Raw genomic sequence first — 21085 nt, 5'->3', positions numbered from 1 at the left:
GTGAATAAGTGCTTGTGGTATTGGGTCACCTGTTTGAATAGGTGTGGCATGGATGGCAGAGGAAACCTCTTGCCGGGGTAAATGCGTTGGACGACGCGCATGGTTTAACGTCCGGTGCGCTGGCGAGGCGCTTTAGTTCGCACACGGACAGCCCTGCGACCTGTCCTTAAATTGGGGTTTCCCCCTTCGCAGAGTTTTCGGTCTTGGACGCGACGCGCGCCCGTAAAGGAACAAACAAATAAATTTGGTTCTACCGGACGCGGACGTGACGTCCGAGGTCCGCGTCCGGCGTTCGCGTCCAGCCTAGTAGAAGTTTAGCCGAGTAAAGTCCGACGGGTGACAGGGTGACGAAGAATTCCCGAACTCCATGGCATTTCTCGCAATTGCCTCTAAATCGCCGTTACACCCCCTCTTTTCCTTTATTTTCTCTATATTTAAGAGAAGCCCCGTCACCCTCGTCACCCTTAGATTAAATAACTAAAAAACAAACACTTACGGGTGACATCTGGGGGTGACAAAGGCGGTTACAATAGGGTGACAGCCTTTCGGGAATTTGCTCACCGTCACGCCTTCGGCGTTTCCAGCACGCCCCCCAAGCGGCGCTGTCACCCTTTCTCCGCGCCTCTGTCACCCTTTCTCGCTTTTCTTTTCGGCGTCCGCAGCAATGCGAAACTCCTGTATTCTGGCATGTTTTGTACGTCCGACCTCTTGGTGTGTGATCCCCCAGAGGTCACGCAACGGGCCTTTAACCCGTGCGATAGCATCTCGGACACGCCCCCTGTGCGGACCCCACGCAGGCCCCCCTTCTACAAAAGCAATTGCCCGCTCCAACTCGTCGTAGCTGCCACGCCAGAAACCACCCGGCTGCGCAAGCAACAGGGCGCGCAAACGAAAAGCAGCAGGATTGTCGGACAGTTGCCCCTCGGCGGCGTCGGCCCGCGCGGCGTTTAGCGCCGTCGTGAGCAAACCCATCGGCCAACCCAATCCCAGCCAAGCGGCGGCCTCAGCAAGCTGTGCGACGTCAGCAAAGCGCGGCGGCGGCGGCAGCAGTCCAAGATTTTGCGCCCCGCGCACACTGTCAACGCTCCGCAGGCCAACCGACAATAAGTCAAACAGGTCAGCCAGAAGGTGCGGCAGGTCAGCGGCCCAAGCGGCGTTCAACTCGCCTTCGCTTTTGCGGCGGTTCTTTTCCAGTGGTGAAGTCGTCAAAGTCAAAATGCGGTCTTGTAAGTCGGCCCGCCGGGTAATCCCGTCGTCCAGAACGCTTGTGAAGATAACCGAGCAAAGGGCGCTGGATAGGGACCGCTCCCCGTCTGTGTAAAGTTTGCGCGTTGCGTGTGCGCTACCTGTCGCCAGAACGCAAAGCGTGTCAGCCTGCTCTGCGCGGACGCCAGACGTGTTGTCCAACACGAAGTTGGACAACTGACTGACCATTGCAAAAATCGCGGTCGGTTCCGTCGGCAGGCGCGATTGGACCGCGCCCACATCGGGGTCGGTCAACCCGTTCAATCGCCGCGCCATTGTAGTTTTCCCGCCGCCTTGCTCTCCCGCAAGCAACAAATGGGCAACGGCACCGTTGCGGGCAAACTGCGCCACGATGAACGTGAACAAGATGGCGCGCTGTTGAACCCCCAAATCCTTCGGATTATTTTTGGCCACGATTGCCGTCAAAGGGATATGCCGTTCAAGCCTATCCATGAAGGACAAGCCGTCTTTCGCGCTTACAGGCGGCGGCAGAGGCAACCCTCCGTCCCGGTGTGCCAAAGGCAAAGGTAGTTCAGCTACCGGGACGATACGCCACCCCTTTCCGTCAATGACTACTGCGCGTCCGGCGTCGTCCATCAAATTCACATAGATTTCAGGCGCGCTCCCGCTACCACCGTTTGCCACCCGGAAAAACACATCTCGCATAGGCTGCGTGGCCGCCCTGCCTTCAAGTGTTTCGATCAGGTTGTTTCGGGCGGCCCCCGTTATGTCCAAGCCGTGTTGAGACAGCCAACCCAACAAAGGCCGAAAGCCCGCCGTGGTCTTAATGTTGCGAAGACGTCCTTCCACCCAAACCCAAACTCCACCCTTCGGGTCTAGGAAGGGAACCATGCCCTTTTCTTCCATGAATTGCGCGGCAATCAAGTGAGCCGCACGCTTGCGCTTGCCCCTTTCCGCGTCTTCCTTTTCGATACGCGCGACTGCTTTTGCCGTCATGGGCGCCGTCACGACCTCTATTACCGCCGCGTCCTCAACCGGGAAACTCGCCCGAGCCAAAAACCCGATGCCCGTCCGGCACCCCTCAATTTCGCCCCCAACAGCCGCCGCAGCTTGCCGATCAAACTCGGCTTCCATCATCCCCCTGAAATCCCGCGTCGATAACTCTTGGCAAGACGCATGGTTACAGTGCATTAGTCCTTCCCCTAAGAAGGCAAACCCTGTCTCGGCCCTGTCGCCATGCGCGGCGATGTTCGGACACGGCGCTTCAACCACACCGGGCCTGATCTGAACCAAACCCATTCCGATTGCTTCGGCCAGCTTCATTAAGGCATCAGGCTTCGACAAGTCCGCCGACCGGACCAAAGCCCCGGCCCCGAGCATCCCGCCAAGCGCCGCAGAGTTGGCCTGCGACCGCCCCCCAGCCGTGGCCGGAAACTCCCGCGCCACCCACTTAGACGTACCCATCAACGCCCAACCAATGTCGTCCAAATTCACGCGCGTCCCGCCCAACTCGGACCTGCACTCGTTCCAATCAACCAGCGAAACCCCCACCGGCTGACCGCCGTTCCCGGCACAGTATTTCTTCTTCGAATTCCAACCACCCGGAAGCCTAACATACCGGGCCACGTCCATTACGTCGTCGGTCAGGCCCATGTCCACCAACCAAGCCCGGACGCAAGCCAAGTCCACCCAACGCTGCGGGTCTTTCGCGTCCCCCGCCAGTGACCAAATCCAAGTCTGGTTCCCCGGCGAAGTCTCAATCTTGGCCGTCGGCTGCGGCATCCCTACCGCGAACAGCGCGTCCCACTTCTTCGGATCGATCTTCGTCCCAATGTCGTCCACAATCAAAAGCGGCTGCGCCACCACATTGCGGTTGCCGCGGGCTTTCGCCGCCGGGTCCATAACCCCAATCGCCATGTACATGTCCGCCTTCATGTCCGGGAAGCGCGTCGAAAGATGGTCCAACCCACCGGCCCCGAACCACTCGCGGTTCGCGCCCTCGACCGTCGGCATCCCGGCGGTCCAGACTTGCCCCTTCACAGCCCATTCACCAAACAACGCGTAAACATATTCGGCCATACCCGGCCAAATCTTTGTGTCGAATGGAAAGGGGCTAGTAGTTTGATCTAGCGAGGCATTAACTGTGATTTTTGACGGGTTGCCAACGCTGACTGGTTGCCCTGCTGGGGCATTTTGGATAGCATATTGCATATTAAACCTATTGTTGTTTGGGCTGTTTGGCGTGGTCGCGCCGGGCAGCCTTTTCCATTCTCGGTATGGGAATCAGGCGACGCGTTGGGCTTGTCGGGATAGCCAATCCTGCACGTCTTCCGCACGCCAGAATGTCGCGCGACCAATCTTGAAAGGCGCGGGCAGACGGCGGGAAGCGTCTGGGTGTTTTAGCAAGATGTAGAGGTAGCGGCGCGTCACCCCAAGACGATCCGCCAAATCACTTGGGCGGATCGCGTAAGGGTGCGGGTGGGGTGACTTTCTTTCGCGGGCTTGGTTCACTGCGGCCTCCTGTCTATTCGCGGTTGTTCTCGCGATAATTGGCATTGCCGGTCAGCGAAGTCGGCGGTGAAAACTACGGTACTTTTTGTTTCCGCCTGCCTGACCCTTGGTTCACAAGCTGGATAGTCGAAGCAAGTTCAAGATTCGATTTAGCGAAAAGGCTGGACGTGTCGTTAGCCGCCCCCGCCGCATGCGCGGTTGTGACCAGATCGCCTTTTGCGCCACCAAACTCCTTTAACCACCTGTCGAGTCGGGACTTTTCTGCGTCGCCTTCACCCATGAGGTCGTTCCACACCGCCTCTTGCGTTTGGCCCGTTCGCCCCACGCGCCAGAACACAACGCCAACTAGTCGAAACCTCGCTGCCTGACGTATTTTTGCAATACCCTTCCTGCCACTCGTGAGAATTTGCGGGTCGCCGCGCCCCACCCCATCCGGTCCTTCCTGCATTCCCAGAAGGTCGTGAGCCACGACTCCGTGTTGGAAACTGCCGGGCAAAAGCGAGCCTTGCCCCGGCATTCGGCCAACATCCATGAGAAGCTGCGCCAACACCCCTATGTGATAAGCCCTTCTTTCACGCTTTGATTTAGCCTTTTGTGGGTTTTGGGTTTTGGACGGAACGTCTTGGACGGCTTCCAATCCAGCATAATGCAAGCCGTCGGTAATCCCGCGTCCTTGGGCCAACCCTGCAACAAAGGTCCAGAAAGCGTCCGCGTCCAGTCGTCCGCCGTTCGCGTCCGCCGCATCAAGAATGGCGTCAAGTGCCACGTGAAGTTCATTCCGGTCAAATGGTTTACTCGGCACGTCTAGGCCCCCGTAGATTTGAATGACACCACGGTCGCTCCTGCCGGGTTCTCCCCGGAACAGACGGTTGCCCAAGCCTCCATCATAGGCCTGCGGCGTTCGTGGGCCGACGCGCGCATGTAAGCGCGCTCGACGGCCCCCAACTGGTGCGCCAACTGTTCCTCGATCAGTTCGCGGGGAAACTCCGTTTCTGTAGCTGCCCAGCTTTTGAAGGTGGCCCGCAAGCCGTGGACAGTAAAGTCCTTATAGGCATCCATTCCGCGTAAAAGCATAAGGGCCGCCATTTCTGAAAGCTGCTTTCCCTTCGGCCCCAAAAACACAATATCGTCCGGTTGCGTTCCTTCGACGCGCCTGCGTTTGGCTTCCGTAAGGATTTCAGCCATGCGGGGGGTGATCGGGACAACATGATCGCGGCGCATCTTCATGCGGGCTGCGGGGATGCACCAAACATTCTTCTCAAGATTGATTTCTGACCACACAGCAAAGCGGGCTTCACCTGTGCGGCAGGCTGACAGTGCAATCCATTCCACCATCAGCGCAGCCATGCTTTCGGACTGTTTAGCCCGGATCGCGGCGATAAAGCCCGCTATCTCGGTGTGAGGGACAGACGCATGATGCCCTTTCTTCATCGTTTTGGGGCGGGTCAGAATTGTATTGAAATGCCGCATCAGCGCGGGGTTTTCGCCACTAAAGGCAAAGTTCTGCTGCGCATGGTCAAACAGCCGTTCCAGCCTTTCGCGGGACCGGGCTGCCGTAACGTACTTCTCAGCCCACAGCGGTTTTAGCACGTCCAGCACGTTTTTTTTGGTCAAGTCCGCCAGTTTCTTGCCGCGTAAGGGCGCAAAGTGGAGCCGGAAGGTTGCGACCCACTGTTGACGGTGGGCCGCGTTGGAAAACCCTTTAATCATGTCCGGCAGGAAAACGTGGTCTGCATACTCGCCCAGCGTGGGGGCGGCCGACTTAGTTGCTGCCCCTTCGACGGCATCAATCCGTTTTGCGTCCCTCTCTGCAATGGGGTCTGCCCCCTTGATAACTATTGCGCGGGCTTCGGTCGCGGCGTCCCGTGCTTGGGATAGGCTAACGGCGGGGTAACTGCCCAAGCCCATTTCGCGGCCTTTCCCGGCCATATCGCCTGATGGGCTGGTGAAGCGAAACACCCAAGATTTTCCGCCTTTTGTGGTGACGCGGAGGAATAACCCCCCGCCATCGCGCATGTTCGTGCCGGGTTTTGCGGCTTGGACTTCTTTGTCCGTTAGGGGTTTGTGTCGCTTGGTCATGTTCGCCCCTCAAATGCCGACAAGTTGGCGATAGTCTGCCACAAGACTTTCCGGCACGGTGGCCTCCCAAGCGGCCATTTCCGTGGTCATGCCTTCGTCCTCTATCAAAATGTGCAAAAGGTTTGTCAGGTCGCTCCACGCTTGGGGGCAAGCGGCGTGGCCTGCATCGGACAAGGTTTGCATGGACGCCAACACACATCCAAAGCCGGGGCCATATGCTGCAAAGTTGACGGGAGTTGCGGACGGGGTGTTGGGGCTGATCTGCATTTGCTTTCCTTTCTGGGGTTTATGGCGGACGCCTTGCCGCTACCCCATATAAACCCCGTTTAATGGGGTGGAAGTCAACTCTCAATAATTCCCAGTAGTGCCCAATGTGTTCGGCTAATACCATGTATTTGTTTGTTTTTAATGCATTAATTTCCCGTGATTTCCGTACAATTCCCATGGCTTATGCGTTCTCTCGCTCCGCCACATTACCTTATAAATGTTTAACTTCATTGGGTTAGATGGAGGATTGGCGGATTTATCCCCCACTATATCCCCCAGTTCATTTTCATCCGTCGGTAAATGCGGCAAAAATGCCCGTTGGTTTTCGGTCCAATAGTGCCAACTTTTCTTTTCCATGTTGGCCGCGCGCAAATATTGCTTCCCCGTCCGGTCCTGATTTAGCGGCGCAGGGGGTTGCACCTCACCCTACGCACTCTTCATATCCGACAGCGCAGAGGCATCTGTTTTCAAAGTCAAGCAGACTGCGGATCTCCTCTGGTCTGCCAAAATTCAAAGGCACTGAGGAATTCCTCGAGACACCACCCGCACTATTTCAAGAACTTTCCACTCGATGGGTGGAGCTTTCGGATGCACCATAAGTTATCAGTAGGGCTTTTATGTCCGCAAATCGTCGAAACTCGGTTGGTTGCCGGTTTGCTTCGCTGGAAACCTCAAGATGCGGTAAACCCTTTTTGTGCACTCTCATGCATGTAAACATGCATTGCCGGGTAACAGTTCCATTGGTGCCCCTACATGTTGCGCAAATGCAGGAAACATAGCACCCCCCCAAGTCTTGCGGGCATCCGTCAGCACGGTCAGCAGATCAGCGATTTGTTCGTTCTATTCACTCAGAAGCGGGCTGTAGCGATAGCAGGTCTCGCTGACACCAAAAGCCCGGCAGGCCAGCGCGACACTGACCCCGTGCCTCTCCATCGCTGATGCGGCCATCTCTCGTCGCTGACCCACGGCAAATGAACGCATTTGCCTTATGGGCAACGGATGGCCCCACTATTTTTTTCCGAGGGCTTCCTTCCGCAACTCGTTCTGCATGCTGACCGCGGCAAACATCTTCTTCAGCCGCCGGTTCTCATCCTCAAGCGCTTTTGTCTGGGCAATCATAGACGAATCCATGCCCCCATATTTGGCTCGCCATTTGTAGAACGGCGCGTTCCCTATCATGGTTTGCAGGCGAATGCATGGCATTCACCGAGAGGGGGCACGCCGCCTTTGGCTTGGCGAAAGATCGCAAGAATCTGGGGTTCGCTATATCTGGTCATCTTTATTCAAAATCTCCTCGTTTATCTTGCCGAGAAAATTCTACTTTTGCAGCCCTTACTTTCGGGGGGGATTACCGGTGCGGCAAGCATCGCTTGCTAGAAAGGTGGGTCTGGCAGTTGCGTGCACAGGTCACGATCATAATCCGGCGTGGCGAGAAACGGTTTACATCAACGCCACATTGTCCCCGAAATCAGATATAGGCGCTTGTGGTGCCGTTTGGTAGGCATGAATTTGGCAACTCTGTTATCCCAGTGCAGCCGTTCAAACGGCAACCATTGCATAGCAGCGCTCTGCGGGCAGGGCATAAAATTGCGGCTCTGGCCCCGAAGCGTCGGGGGGCGAGGCCATGACCACCTTGCGCCGATGCGCAAAGGTGGTCGTCAGTGTCTCGGTCAGGGTGAGCGGATCGCCTTCCTCGTGTTCTGAGGCCGGATAAGCGTCGACCTCTTCGAGAATGATGTAGTGCGCGGGCATCGGGCGCAGGCCGGTCACCGAATGCGCCCCAGTCAGCACCAGGATGCCGCCGGGGGTCTTTTTCGATAGCATTGCCTTGCCAGTGTCACCCGAGAGGCAGCGTTCACCCGTTCGCGAAGTGCAGAGGACTCGGCAGTCAGCGGATCCGTGTACAAGTCTGATTGCCGCGTTGATCTATGGCCCGATACGCAGAGATATTCCTACCCCACGGCTTTGGCAATCATGACGCCCGCCCAGGCCGAAAATCCGGTCAGAAGCCCGCCCCACGTCGTGTCGATGACGACTTGCTGGATCGACCAATCGCGCAACGTGGCATAGTTGGTGAATTCGTAGGTGCCATAGGCCATTAGCCCCAAGAGCACGCCACCCACGAGGGCCGCAACAGGGTCTCCGGCGCGCAGCGCAGGAACGGACACGAACCACAAAACCCCCGAAACGTAACCCAAATAGAACAGTGCAGCGGGAACGACACGGAACGGATCTGCGAAAAGATGGGCAATGTGGCGCTCAAACACAGGTTTGATCAGCAATCGCAGCCCGACGGCATCGGCCGAAAAAAAGATCACCGCGGTTGAAAAATAGAGGATCAGAATTTTCATGGTGTCGCTCCGGTCTTAAGGGATTTGCTGGCACGAAGCGTCAACGCCGCGATGCCAAAGGTCGCCAGAATGATCACCGGCAGGTTTGAGGAAGGTATGTTGGTGGCGATCACGCCGATCAGAGCCCAGATGATTGCCGCAGGATATGCCCATTCCAGTGGCCGGGCCGATTGCACAGCCAGCGCGACGGCCACGACACCGACAAGGCAAATCATGGCCGCAGCCTGTGCAGGCAGGATCGCATAGCCGCCAATAATGACGCCGATTGCCACGCCGGTTGCAGCCGTCAGCCAGCCCGCATAAAGCGCGATTGGCCGTACTTGTAGCCACGGTTGAGTATGCCCGGCGCGCAACATCGAAATAATTGCTGCAGCCGTCATCACCACGATCATCACGGTGGCAAGAATTGGTGCCTTATTCGCCACTATGATCCAGAAACAACCGACAATCAGGCTGACCGCTAACGGAAGCCGCATTGCGTGCCAATTTGGATCGTCTGCCGCGCGCCACACTCCAAAGCTTGCGCCAATGAGCAACCAAAGATAGATCACGGCCCAAATGGAAAACGCGTAACCCGCCGGTTGTACAGGAGGGTTTACTTGTGGAATCGGAAATTGATCTGGCGTGAACCCATTGAAGCCGCTTGTCAGCAGCGGCGATGCCGTAAATCCTAAGGTGGCAATCAACACCACAATTGGCAGAAATCTTTTGCGCCTGTTCAGCCCTTTTGAATATCCACTCATCGTGTCAACCGATGCGTCAGAGGCAAAGCCGCCCAATAGGGCAAGGCGCTGAGCAGCTTTAGCGCGTAGGTCAGACGGCGCGGAAAATGCACTTCAAAATGCCGCGTATTCAACCCATCGATAATGGCACGGGCAGCCGTCTCCGGCGTGACCATTGCGGGCATTGAGAAATCATTGCGCTGGGTCAGGCGGGTATCGACAAAGCCGGGACAGATTAGCCGCACGTCAATGATGCCGGCCAATTCAGCCCGCAGTGACTCTGCCAGACTGATCACACCGGCCTTGGTCGCTGAATAGATTTGGCCCTGTGGCAATCCGATATATCCCGCAATGGACCCACAAAGCGCCAGCTGACCGCCGTCGCGGAGCAAGGGGGGTGCGATCTGCGCGATATGAAAGCTGCCAGTGAGATTGACCGACACGATTTTAGCTGCGGTTTCAGGGCTTAATTCCGCGATCTTGCCCGGATCATAGATCGCTGCCAAATGCACCACGCGATCCAGTGGCCCGATTTCGGAGATCTTTTGGGCTGCGTCTATAAGGGTCTTACGGTCGCTCACGTCCAACGGCACTGCTACATGGTCAGGGCCAAGGCTGGCGGTCAATTCTTCCAATCGTTCGACCGACCTTGCCGACAGGACCAAGCGCGCCCCGCGCCCGGCCCATTCGCGGGCCAAAGCGGCACCAATCCCGTCGCTGGCACCAATGATCCAGATGGTTTCCGCTTTAGGCATGGGTCAGTTCCACTTGGACGACATCGGTGTGACCGACAGCAAAAGTTGCAGCGCAGACTCCGAGGTAATACCGCCAGTTGCGCAGGAAGCTTTCATCATAGCCCAAGCGCAGGATCCGGTCGGCCGCACGGTCCAGCCGATCATTCCAGATGGCGCAAGTGCGGGCATAGTCGGCACCGAAGGCATGGCTGTCCTTGATGGCCAGCCCCGCACGTCGGGCCTGATCAGCGATCACGGCGTTCGACAGCAACATGCCGCCAGGAAAGGTGTAGTGACGGATATAGTCCGAGCTGCTGCGATAGTTTTCAAAATGGGCATCCGATACGGTAATAGCCTGGATCATCGCGTTCCCATGCTCGGACAGCCTCGATTTCAGGGTGGAAAAATACGTGGGCCAATAATCCTGCCCGACGGCTTCGATCATCTCGATAGAGACGATGTTGTCGAATTTTCCGCTGCTTTTACGATAGTCCTGCAGACGGATTTCGGCGCGCCCGTCCAGCCGTGCATCGGCATATCCCTTCTGACTGGGCGAGATGGTCAGGCCGGTGACATCGCGCCCTGAATCTGCCGCACGTTCGGCAAATCCACCCCAGCCGCAGCCGATTTCAAGCACCCTTTCGCCGGTGCCAAGCCGCTGCAATATCCGATCATACTTGCGGTTTTGCGCGCGGCGCAGATCGGTATCACCCGGGGCGAACATGGCTGAGGAATAGGTCATGCTCTCGTCCAGCCACAGCTGATAGAATTCGTTGCCCACATCGTAATGCGCGCGGATATTGCGCGCGGCACCCCGATGAGAGTTTGCCCGCATCAGCCGGTTTACCACCCGGAATTTCAGATTGTTCCAAAACCCCGCATAGACATAGCCTTGAAACTGCTCCAGGTTTTTCAAAGCAACCTCAGTCAGATCCGCGATAGATGGGGTCTCCCACAGGCCTGCGACATAGGTTTCGCCTAACCCGATATCCCCGCGGGCGGTAATTGCTGTAACCACCGACCAGTCATAAATCTGCATCTCGGCGGCCGGACTGCCTTGGCCGAAATCATACACTTCACCCTCGGGTGCACGCAGGCGCAGGCTGCCGGTTCGGATTTGGCCGCAGGTATCAAGAAAATCACGTTTTACGCGTTTGGTTAAGAACAGCATCAGGTCACCTCGGATTTGGGCGGAGTGGGACGGGTACGGTATTTCGCGCCTTTAAGCTTGAGGCGAAGCGCCTGCCAATAAATCAGGATGATCGTACGCAGCGCGCCCAAAGGGCGGGCAAAGCTGGCACGCAAAATCCCTGCATTGGTCAGCGGCATGCGGCGTCCCGACAGGGTTGCTACAACGCCTTCATCGCCATTGCGGTGCAAAATCGCGATGGAAATGTGATCGCGGCGGATATCAAAGCTGAATTCATAGCTGCCTTTGACTTCCTGAAACGGCGAGACATGCAAAGATTTGGGGGTGGTGATCCGAGTGCCCTTGGTGATTGGCGCAAAATCCGGGTTGTGGCACAGATAGGAATGACGGTCGCCAAAGGGGGTTGAAACCTCGGCGATCACCGCGATCAGGGCGTCACCCTCCTGCACAAGCCAAAAGCTGACAGGATTGAACACATAGCCAAGGAAACGCGGCTGGGTCAGCAGCCTTAACTGCAACGCCCGATCCGAGAGCCCATGCTTTGCCAGCACCTCGTGCGCCCAATCCGCACCCCGCCCATCCTTCATCGGACCGCCATGATCGCAATCATGGACCGATACCAGATTAAAACGATTGCGCGAGAACAAGGCGGGGCGCGTTACGGGTGCCTCAGGATCTATCAGCACATAATCGACACCATAGCGAAAGCTGTGCCGGATCTCTCCCTTGCGCTTGTGCGTTGTAATGCCTGAGATATGTTCGGGTTTGTGCGTCATGCAATCTGCCGATCCATCAATCGCGCTATGCGGGCAGCGCTTGCAAATCCATCCTCGTGGAACCCGTGCCGGGTATAGGCACCAGCAAACCAGGTGTTGTTCTGGCCCTGCATCTTGGTCAGCTGCTGTTGTGCCGCCAATGCAGCCCTATCGAACACGGGATGGCGAAATACCGTCTGGTCATAGATCAAGTGCTCCGGAACCTCGCTTGACGGGTTGAGCGAAACAAAGAGCGGGTCGGTTTCGGGAATATTCTGCAGGCGGTTCATCCAATAGGTCACGCCAATGGCGGGCTCGGGGCGCGTGGTGTCGGCCTTGTAAACCCAACTTGACCAGACCGCGCGACGCCGCGGCATCTGAGTGGTATCGCGATGCAGGATCATCTGGTTGTCCTGAAACCGGATCGCCGACAAGGCCGTGGTTTCCTGCGGCGTTGGCTGCGCCAGCAGGCGCAGCGCTTGATCCGAATGGCAGGCAAAAATCACATGATCAAATGGCGTGTGCGGCCCCGCCGCGCTAATGACGGTGCTTTGGCACCCCTCGCGCATGACGTTCTTCACCGGGGTTGCAGTATGGATCTCAACCCCGCGTCCGCGCAGGGAATGCTCTAACCTTCGGACATATTCGACGCTGCCACCATCCAGCGTCCACCATTGATGATTGCCCGAGGCACTTAATAAAGCGTGGTTGCGAAAGAACTGCAGCAAGGATCGGGCAGGAAAGGCGCGAATTTCGGAAGGAGGGGTCGACCAGATCGCCCCGCATAGCGGCATCAGATAAAAGCGTTGGAACCAATCTCCCAGTTTCAGATCATTCATCAGCTCTCCGATGGTGGTGCTGTCGTCTCTGGCGAGGCCCTCGGCCTTGTCATTGAAATGCAGAATGTCGCGCACCATTCGCATAAACCCCGGCTTCAGCAAATTGCGCCGCTGCGCCGTGAGTGCGTGCAGGTTGCGCAGCCCGTATTCAATCTCTCCATCGTTGATTGAGGCACCAAAGCTCATATCGCTTTTGGCCACTGGCACATCAAGGTCGTGAAACATGCGCGTCAAATGCGGGTAATTGGCATAGTTGAAAACGATGAACCCGGTATCGACCGGTTGATCGCCGTTCAGACCGGCCAAAACCGTACGCGCATGCCCACCCAGTTTGGGCGCAGCCTCGAACAAGGTCACCGCATGATGTGGTGCCAAAAGGTATGCGGTGGCGAGACCAGAAATACCGCCACCGATGATGGCAACACGTTGCGGGTGGATAGGGCGAGCATCAAACAATATTCTAACTCCGGTCGGTTTATTGTGTTTTGTACGTTCAGGAAAAGAACTTGGATCAAAAATGATCCAACTTCGTTAGCGATGTTCCGATCATAGGGTTGCAGCGTCGTTCCAGGGTGGCAGATCGTCGATCTGGCTTTGTTTGTGGCCGTTGACGATGCAGGTGAGAGTTCTGGCCAGCCATGCTTGGGGGCGACTGCGTTGAGTTTACAGGTCTCGATTAACGAGGCGATGATGGCCCAGTTTTTTGATCCTGCGTCGTGTCCTGCATCTTTCGGCTTAGAGCGATAGGGCGGATCGTGCGTTCTCACCATCGTCCGGCAATCGATACAAAGTATCGATGAGAGGGGTGTTGTTGTCGATCTCGATGCGGCTATCTGTCAGGAAACGGCCCAAGCCCGCGCGGTATTTGGCGATAGAGGCCAGTGTTTCGCCGAGGGGCGATGTGGTGGAAGCGCGGGCGCGGTGATGGCGTAGCCGGTTATCAAGGCGGGCAAGGATCGGTGCGGAACGTTCTTGGCGCGCAGCCAGGCGTGCGAGGGGGGCTTTGCCGCGTATTCCGGCCTCGATGGCGTAGAGGCCGCGAATGAGTGCCACACCTCCCTCGGCAATCGGCGCGTGGCCAGTGCGTGTGATCTAGACGAGCTTGCGACGGGCGTGGGCCCAGCAGTAGGCAAACTAAATGTCGGGGCCAGATCGGTCAGATGCGATCAAGCTGTTGTATCCTGCATAGCCATCCACCTGCAGGATGCCACCGAAGCCCTGCAATATCTGTTCGGTATGCTGCCCGTTCCGACCGGGGGCGTAAGTGAAGGCCACGTCCGGAGGTGCTGTGTCGCTCCAGGGCCGAACATCGCGGGCCAAGGCCCAGACGTATCCTGTTTTGGTCTTCTTTGCCCCCGGATCGAGAACCGGCGCGCGAGTTTCGTCTGTTCCCCGGCAGGCGATTGCAGGGCAATCGGCCGAGACGGCATGAACAGCTTTGTTGATCGCTTCAGGTCGGCCATCTCTGCGGCAAAGACAGGACGCAACTCAAAGGCGGCACGATCTACGGCATTGCAAAGCGAATGCGCAAGGCGAAGGTACAGCGTTACCGCTGGGCGGCTGATTTCCTGACTGGTCTTGATATAGCGAAAGGGACTTGGCCTATCATCTGGCGAGGCTACGAAACCACTCTGCTCGTTTTAAGCCGGTTTCGTCCGACAGCGCCTGCTTCCCTGTTTCACCTGCATGTCAGGAATTGCGCAGGCACCGAGGCAATAAATATCCGCAAGAGTGTGCGACCGCCGCCCCGAGCGGTTTCAAAACAACACTTGACAGAATCCCTCGACTCCTACACTAAATAGAAATACCAATAATGGAATATTGAATGCCATATGTGGAATAGTCATGGACCCAACTGAGCGCACTTTGCAAGTTCTGGAATATATCATGGCCGCTGGGCCTGCGCCGGTGAAGCAAATCGATATTGCTCGGCATTGCGGTTTGTCGCCGTCGACGCTGAACCGGATCGTCAAATCGCTGTCCGATTGGGGCTATCTGTTCCGCACAAGCGAGAAATACTGCGTGCGCAACTTCCGCCTGGAGCGGAACGTGCCGATGTCGCAAAACTATCTGGCCAAGCTTGATAGCACGATGCGCGATCTTTCCAGCCGACTGGGTGTGTCGGCCGAGGTTATTGTGATCGCAGGGCATGAACTGCTTTGGCACTCTAAAACCGACCACCCTTCGCCGGAAGTGGTTATTCGCGCAGGTGTTGGATTCCGCCGTTCGCTTTATGAATTGGACGTGCTGTCGCAATTGTATCTGAGCCGGTTGGATTGGGCCGATATTCAGGCACAGTTCTTTATCGACGGCTTTTTCGAAACCCTGCGGGGCGACGGGCAACCCACACGCTGGCTGCCCGAGGCCAAAGTGAAATCGACGCTGGTCAGTATGCGCTCCGAAGTATTTGCCGCCGACATTGCAGGGAACCACGTCGGAATCCGCCGCTGTGCCACCGTGGTCGAAGACCCGAACGGCAAGTTTCTGCATCTGCTGGCCCTTGCCGAACCGGATGACGGTTCGCCCGACCAGATGGAAAAATACCGCGACGCGCTTTTAGGGGTGCGCGCCGAATTGTCAGACCTTGGCTACGCCGAAAGCGCCGCCAACCGTCTGGCCCCGAAACACCACGCCATGCCGCTGCGCGGAGGATAACCGGAACAGCGGGCTTTTATCAAATGGGAGGAATCATGAACATTTTTACAGCATTTCCGTCGGGCAGGCAGGTCAGCGCATGACCTTGAAAAGTCTGAACAGCATCATGTCTATCCTGCTTATCATAGGCGGGATAAGCTATGCGTTGAACCTGAACCATAGCGCGTCACAAGCGATCTTCTTTTCATCTTCGGGTGTCGGGCCGGTCTATTTTCCCAATATCCTGACAGGGCTGCTGATATTTCTAAGCCTTGTCACACTGATCAAAAACCTGCGTGACTCTGGCCCCGAAAACATGGCGCGGGTCGTGACACCCAATCTTGGGTATATTCTTGTCACGCTGGCGCTGGTTATCGCATTCATCGCAAGCTGGCAGTTCATCGGATTTTTTTACCTGAATGTGTTTGCCCTGCTGACCATTCTGATGACGATCTACAGGATTGAATTTGGCATTCGTAACAGCCTGCTGGTGGGTGTGGTTACGGCCGCTTGCACGACAGGCTTTCTGTTTGGCCTGTTCGGGAAAATCCTTGGAATTTCTTTCTGAGGGGGGGAAGATAAATGGAAACATTCATAAACGATCTGGGCAATCTGTTCACGATTACCAATATGCTTTGTATCCTGCTGGGTACAGGTGTTGGTTTGGTGTTCGGTGCGTTGCCCGGTCTTGGTACCGTTATCGCCGTGGCGCTTTTGCTGCCTGTCACGTTCACCTTGCCGCCGCTTGCGGGCATTTTGATGTTGCTTGCGACCTATCAGGCCGGTGAATATGGCGGCTCGATCTCGGCCATTCTGCTTGGCGTTCCGGGCACACCGCAGGCCGCAGCGACCGTTCTGGACGGCTATCCGATGGCGATGAACGGCGCACCCGGTAAGGCGCTTAGCTTTTCTTTGCTGTCATCCAGCATCGGCGGCATTTTCGGTGGGCTGGTACTTATTTTCGTCTCGGTGCCGCTGGCAGAATTCGCGCTGAACTTTGGCAGCCCCGAATATTTCCTGCTGGGCGTCATCGGGCTGATAACTGTCGGATTGCTGAGCGGGACAGATAAGATCAAAAGCCTGATCTCGATTATTCTGGGCCTGATGGCAGGAACCGTGGGCGTGGACACGCTGACCGGTGTTGATCGCGCTACTTTCGGGCAACCCGAACTGATGGATGGCATCAACCTTGTTGCGTTTCTGGTGGGGATGTTCGCGGTTTCCGAACTGTTCATCATGATCAGCAAAGGGCTGAACACCCGCTATATCAGCGCCCATACCAAGCTGGAAACTCGCCTGACAAAAGAAGATGTAAAGCTGATCGCCAAACCGACATTGATCGGATCGTTGATCGGCGCCGCCACGGGTATTTTGCCCGGTATCGGGGGGGGGGCATCGTGCTGGTTTGCCTATGCAGCCGTTAGCAAAATGTCCAAGCACCCAGAAAAGTTTGGCAAAGGATGCGCCGAAGGCATCGCCGCACCCGAGTCGTCAAACAACGCATCTGCCGGTGGCGCGATGGTGCCGTTTCTGGCCCTTGGCATACCGGGTTCGGCGGCTGTTGCGATCATCATGGGCGCATTCATCATGCATGGCATTCAACCGGGGCCAAATGTATTCACCGCCGAAAGAGACCTCGTTTACGGGATTTTCTACGGCTTCATGCTGACCACGGTTGCCATGTTTCTGGTTGGCAGCCTTGTAACGCCGGTGTTCTCGCGGGTTCTGCTGGTGCCGAACTCGTTTCTGGTGGCGATTGTGCTGGTCCTGTGCCTGATCGGTATCTACGCCTCGAAAGCTGCGTTCTTTGATCTGTGGCTGGCGCTTGGGGTTGGTGTGGTTTTCTACATCCTGAAGCGGCTGGATTATTCGGTTTCATCGGTCATCATCGCCTATGTGCTGGCCCCGATCATCGAAGAAAACTTCCGCCGGTCGCTGACGCTTTCGAATGGCAGCTATCAGGTCTTTATTTCCAACGGTTACTCGATTGCGTTGGTCCTGATGATCCTGCTCGCCGCTGCGCCAAGCATCCACAACGCCTTTAAAAAGCGCGGAAACCAGTCGGCCTCTGCCACGGCGGAGGGTCGGACAAATACAGCTGACTAAGAAGACAAAGCAGGAGGAGAGGAATTGGCCGACACCCCGTCGGCCGATGCGAAAACGTCCGCAAGGACATGCCCAATGTTCCGCACCTCGGGGATTTGGGCGCACCAAGCACTGACTAAACTTTAGGGAGATCAACCACATGCTCACGTTACTGAAAAAGACGACAGCGGCGACTTTGGCATTCGCCTCGATTGTTCTGGCAACAAACCCTTCGGCAGTTGCCGCTGAAGGCTATCCGGAAAAACCAATTACCTGGATCGTACCAGATGGCGCGGGTGGCGGCCTTGATACCGTTGTGCGGACCATCTATCCGTACATCGCGAAAAACCTGCCCAATGACGCTACTTTTGTGCTGAAAAACCTGCCGGGGGCTACGCAGACCATCGCCGTTTCTGCCGTGTATGAGGCCGAACCGGATGGTTACACAATTGGCCAAGCCTCGGTTGCCCCGCTGACGATCATGCCGCATCTTGGTAAAACCACCTATGCAAGCTTTGAGGATTTTGAGCTGATCGCCAACGTGTTCGACGCGGCGCATTACTTGGTTGTGCCGGGCGATTCACCCTTCAAAACCTTGGAGGAGCTTTTGGCCTTTGCCAAAGAAAACCCCGGCAAGGTACGGGTTGGGTTGGATGGTGTGTACAACGTACAGCATCTTCCGCTGCTGAGCTTGGAAAAGACGGCAGGGGTCGATCTGAACGAGATCACTTATAAAAGCAGTGCCGAAACCAAAAAGGCGCTTTTGGGTGGCGAAATCGAAGCAGGCATCGTTCCGTCCCATATCATCATCGCCGAGAGCGAAAACGGTTCGATCAAGCCAATCGTCGATGTGATGGAGGTCAAGCCTGACTACTTCGCCGATATTCCGTCGCTGAAAGATCTTGGTTTTACGCCCAGCCAGCTTTTCGTGGGCGTCATCGCACCAAAAGGCACGCCGCAAGACATTCAAGATATTCTCGCCACTGCTATCGATGCAGCGCTGAAGGATCCTGAATTGATCGACGCGCTGACCAAGCGGCAGATCATGATCAACTTCAACGACTCTGCAACTTACAAAAGCCGCATGACGGAACTGGATACCGTGAACAAGGGCATCCTGACCGATCTGGGCATATTGAAGTAAAGCCAGAAATGAAATGGCCGGTGCTGGGATGGCGGTTGAAAACGTCTGGAACAGCATCGGCCATCGACCGGCCAATGTGCTGGAACTCAAGCCGCGAAAACCGATTGTCGGGGCCGCGGGTAAGGAAAATGACTGATGCTTTTGGCCAATACCAAGCGTCTATTTTGAGGTTGTCGAACGCATGAGCGACCAGAACAAACCGAACTTCTTGTGGATTTGCACAGACCAGCAGCGCTTTGATACCATTCGGGGGCTGGGAAACACGGTCATCAACACGCCCAATCTGGACAGGTTGCTGGATGAGGGTGTCTCGTTCAACCGGACCTATTGCCAAAGCCCCGTCTGTACACCAAGCCGCGCGAGTTTTCTGACAGGGCGCTATCCGCGCACGACCCGCACCACCCGAAATGGCAATGACCATTTTCCCGATGATGAAATTCTGGTGCCGCATATCCTTGGTCAGCACGGCTATACCTGCGGGCTGATTGGCAAGCTGCACCTTTCGGCAGCCGATGGGCGGACGGAAATTCTGCCCAAGTGTCATGGCTATGAAATGGTTAAATGGAGCCACGGCCCTCGGGATGGTTGGGGCGATGACAATGCCTATCAAGCGTGGTTGCGGTCGCAGGGAGTTTCTTGGGAAACCGATTACCATGGCAAGAATGGCGGTATCGACCCGCAACACCACCAGACAACCTGGTGCGCGAATGAGGCAATTGATTTCATGGAGCAGCATAAGGATGCGCCATGGATGTTAAGTATCAACATCTTTGACCCGCATCACCCGTTCGACCCGCCAGAGCAGTATAAAAAGAAATATCCTGCCGCTGATATGCCCCTGCCCAAGTGGAAGGATGGCGAGTTGGACAACAAACCGCTGATCCAACGGCAGGACTATGAGAACGGTGGGCAAAGCGGTCTGGGGCCAAGCTGCAAGGCCCTAAGCGACCTTGAAAAACAGAACTATGTTTCCGACTACTATGCGATGATCGATCTGATTGACGAACAGATCGGCAGGCTCATCGACCATCTCGACAAGACCGGAGCGCGGGACAATACCGTCATCATCTTTCACAGCGACCACGGCGAAATGCTTGGCGATCATGGATTGATCCTGAAAGGCGGGCATTTCTACGAGGAACTTGTGCATGTGCCGTTGATCGTTTCCTGCCCTGCAAGGCTGGCGAAAAACCTTCGCAGCGAAGCCTTGGTCGAGCTTGTCGATCTGGCGCCGACCATTCTGGATCTGGCGGGCATCGAAATTCCCCAACGCATTCAGGGGCAAAGTCTGGCAGGCATTTTGCGGGGCAGCGCCGCGCCGGATGTGCATAAACCATCGGTTTATTGCGAGTATTACAACGCGTTGCCTGCGGCGCATAAGGGCGTGTTCGCAACCATGTATCTTGACGGGCGCTACAAACTGACCGTGTTCCACGGGCAAGAGACAGGCGAGCTATATGACCTTGCGACAGACCCGAATGAATTTGACAATAAATGGGATGACCCCGCCAGCCAGTCTTTGAAATGCAATCTGATACTGGCGAATTTTGCACAAAGCGTCGCGACCGTAGATCCTGTGCGGATCGTCGGCAATTTCTAACTGTCAACCGTGACTTGGGGCACCGGTTGAAACGTGCCCCTGTTGATTGTCATTGAGAACTGACCCGGCACCAGCAGAAATTGTCATTGAGAATTGACCCATGTGTAACCTTGCCCCGGCTTGAATCAGCTGGGGGCGCATGGAGTGATAGACATGGGATTTTTGAGGGTAATTCGGAAATGGGCACTGCGGGATAAGATGCCTATTCGCGAGATCGCGCGGCGGACGGGCGTATCTCGCAACACGATCAAGAAGTATCTGCGGGAGGGGATTGTTGAACCTGCATTTCAGGTGCCAGATCGCCCCAGCAAGCTGGACCCTTATGCTAAGCATCTTACTGCGTGGCTGACGACTGATCAGCGCAAATCACGCAAGGAACGCCGAACGGCGAAGCTGATGCATGCCGATCTTGTAAAGCTTGGATATGACGGTTCCTACGAACGTGTTGCGGCCTTTGTGCGGGAATGGAAGGGTGACCGGCAGCGTGCGCATCACACGACAGATCGTGGGACTTTCGTGCCGCTGGTGTTCGCGCCGGGCGAGGCTTTCCAGTTCGATTGGAGCGAGGACTGGGCCTATGTCGGCGGCGAGCGTATCAAGCTGCAGGTCGCGCATATCAAGCTGTCGCACAGCCGGGCATTTTTGGTGCGGGCCTATCTGTTGCAAACGCATGAGATGCTGTTTGATGCCCACTGGCATGCATTCCGCGTCTTCGAAGGCGTCCCCGGGCGTGGCATCTATGATAACATGAAGACCGCGGTCGACCGGGTTGGCGTCGGCAAACAGCGTGATGTGAATGCGCGGTTCCTGGCCATGACCAGCCACTACGTCTTCGATCCCGAGTTCTGCAATCCGGCGGCGGGCTGGGAGAAGGGTCAGGTTGAGAAGAGCGTGCGTGATGCCCGACATCGCCTATGGCAGGTCGCTCCTGTCTTCCCAGACCTTGCTGCACTGAATGAATGGCTGGAAGATCGTTGCAAGCTGCTGTGGGCGGAGACGGCACATGGC

Annotated in this window: 18 protein-coding genes and 2 pseudogenes; 7 read left to right on the top strand and 13 right to left on the bottom strand. The window is 56.4% G+C overall.

What is annotated here, in order from left to right; genetic code table 11:
* Window positions 1-627: 627 nt before the first annotated feature.
* The 13 genes and pseudogenes from AKU79_RS10840 to tnpC all read right to left on the bottom strand — a co-directional run.
* Window positions 628-3285, bottom strand: a complete 2658-nt coding sequence (locus AKU79_RS10840; RefSeq protein ID WP_197087288.1) for a DNA-primase RepB domain-containing protein — start codon at window positions 3283-3285, stop codon at window positions 628-630.
* Window positions 3286-3790: 505 nt separating this feature from the next.
* The gene (locus tag AKU79_RS10835) at window positions 3791-4483 is read right to left on the bottom strand and encodes a hypothetical protein (RefSeq protein ID WP_156209664.1); all 693 of its coding nucleotides are present in this window, start codon (window positions 4481-4483) and stop codon (window positions 3791-3793) included.
* Window positions 4484-4521: 38 nt separating this feature from the next.
* Window positions 4522-5796 carry a tyrosine-type recombinase/integrase gene (locus AKU79_RS10830; RefSeq protein ID WP_082224008.1) on the bottom strand — a complete coding sequence of 425 codons (1275 nt, stop codon included), beginning with the start codon at window positions 5794-5796 and terminating at the stop codon, window positions 4522-4524.
* Window positions 5797-5805: 9 nt separating this feature from the next.
* Window positions 5806-6063, bottom strand: coding sequence for a hypothetical protein (locus tag AKU79_RS10825; protein ID WP_050523621.1), 258 nt, complete (start codon window positions 6061-6063; stop codon window positions 5806-5808).
* Between the two features lie 752 nt (window positions 6064-6815).
* A pseudogene (locus tag AKU79_RS19740) lies at window positions 6816-7346 on the bottom strand (transposase); the annotation flags it as partial.
* 256 nt (window positions 7347-7602) lie between these two features.
* Window positions 7603-7887 carry a phage terminase large subunit family protein gene (locus tag AKU79_RS18955; protein WP_050523620.1) on the bottom strand — a complete coding sequence of 95 codons (285 nt, stop codon included), beginning with the start codon at window positions 7885-7887 and terminating at the stop codon, window positions 7603-7605.
* A gap of 128 nt (window positions 7888-8015) precedes the next feature.
* The gene (locus AKU79_RS10810; RefSeq protein WP_050523619.1) at window positions 8016-8414 is read right to left on the bottom strand and encodes a DUF2177 family protein; all 399 of its coding nucleotides are present in this window, start codon (window positions 8412-8414) and stop codon (window positions 8016-8018) included.
* The gene (locus tag AKU79_RS19925; RefSeq protein WP_331458383.1) at window positions 8411-8890 is read right to left on the bottom strand and encodes a hypothetical protein; all 480 of its coding nucleotides are present in this window, start codon (window positions 8888-8890) and stop codon (window positions 8411-8413) included. The genes AKU79_RS10810 and AKU79_RS19925 overlap by 4 nt, the downstream gene beginning before the upstream one ends.
* 263 nt (window positions 8891-9153) lie before the next feature.
* Window positions 9154-9891 carry an SDR family NAD(P)-dependent oxidoreductase gene (locus AKU79_RS10800; protein ID WP_050523617.1) on the bottom strand — a complete coding sequence of 246 codons (738 nt, stop codon included), beginning with the start codon at window positions 9889-9891 and terminating at the stop codon, window positions 9154-9156.
* The gene (locus AKU79_RS10795) at window positions 9884-11041 is read right to left on the bottom strand and encodes an SAM-dependent methyltransferase (protein WP_050523616.1); all 1158 of its coding nucleotides are present in this window, start codon (window positions 11039-11041) and stop codon (window positions 9884-9886) included. Before AKU79_RS10795 ends, AKU79_RS10800 begins: the two co-directional genes overlap by 8 nt.
* Window positions 11041-11796 (bottom strand): DUF1365 domain-containing protein, encoded by a 756-nt coding sequence (locus tag AKU79_RS10790; RefSeq protein ID WP_050523615.1) that lies wholly within the window; start codon window positions 11794-11796, stop codon window positions 11041-11043. Before AKU79_RS10790 ends, AKU79_RS10795 begins: the two co-directional genes overlap by 1 nt.
* Window positions 11793-13073 (bottom strand): NAD(P)/FAD-dependent oxidoreductase, encoded by a 1281-nt coding sequence (locus AKU79_RS10785; protein ID WP_050523614.1) that lies wholly within the window; start codon window positions 13071-13073, stop codon window positions 11793-11795. The genes AKU79_RS10790 and AKU79_RS10785 overlap by 4 nt, the downstream gene beginning before the upstream one ends.
* 87 nt (window positions 13074-13160) lie before the next feature.
* Window positions 13161-14125, bottom strand: a pseudogene (gene tnpC / locus AKU79_RS18950) (IS66 family transposase); the annotation flags it as partial.
* 334 nt (window positions 14126-14459) lie between these two features.
* Here tnpC and AKU79_RS10770 point away from each other — a divergent pair.
* From AKU79_RS10770 to istA, 7 genes are all read left to right on the top strand, one after another.
* Window positions 14460-15269 carry a MarR family transcriptional regulator gene (locus AKU79_RS10770; protein WP_082224006.1) on the top strand — a complete coding sequence of 270 codons (810 nt, stop codon included), beginning with the start codon at window positions 14460-14462 and terminating at the stop codon, window positions 15267-15269.
* Between the two features lie 79 nt (window positions 15270-15348).
* On the top strand, window positions 15349-15816 hold the full coding sequence (locus AKU79_RS10765; RefSeq protein ID WP_050523611.1) for a tripartite tricarboxylate transporter TctB family protein: 468 nt from the start codon (window positions 15349-15351) through the stop codon (window positions 15814-15816).
* Window positions 15817-15830: 14 nt separating this feature from the next.
* The gene (locus AKU79_RS10760; protein ID WP_050523610.1) at window positions 15831-17354 is read left to right on the top strand and encodes a tripartite tricarboxylate transporter permease; all 1524 of its coding nucleotides are present in this window, start codon (window positions 15831-15833) and stop codon (window positions 17352-17354) included.
* 139 nt (window positions 17355-17493) lie between these two features.
* The gene (locus AKU79_RS10755; RefSeq protein ID WP_050523609.1) at window positions 17494-18477 is read left to right on the top strand and encodes a Bug family tripartite tricarboxylate transporter substrate binding protein; all 984 of its coding nucleotides are present in this window, start codon (window positions 17494-17496) and stop codon (window positions 18475-18477) included.
* A gap of 13 nt (window positions 18478-18490) precedes the next feature.
* Entirely contained in the window at window positions 18491-18613 is a 123-nt protein-coding gene (locus AKU79_RS19875) for a hypothetical protein (protein WP_269430772.1), read from the top strand.
* A 45-nt stretch (window positions 18614-18658) separates the two neighbouring features.
* Window positions 18659-20077 carry a sulfatase family protein gene (locus tag AKU79_RS10750; RefSeq protein ID WP_050523608.1) on the top strand — a complete coding sequence of 473 codons (1419 nt, stop codon included), beginning with the start codon at window positions 18659-18661 and terminating at the stop codon, window positions 20075-20077.
* Between the two features lie 153 nt (window positions 20078-20230).
* A partial coding sequence (gene istA / locus AKU79_RS10745; protein ID WP_050523625.1) for an IS21 family transposase occupies window positions 20231-21085 on the top strand: 855 nt, incomplete at its 3' end.

The organism is Pseudorhodobacter wandonensis (genome assembly GCF_001202035.1).
Lineage (GTDB): Bacteria > Pseudomonadota > Alphaproteobacteria > Rhodobacterales > Rhodobacteraceae > Pseudorhodobacter > Pseudorhodobacter wandonensis.
The sequence above is the reverse complement of the archived record's forward strand: the minus strand, read 5'-3'. Positions and strand labels throughout refer to the sequence as shown.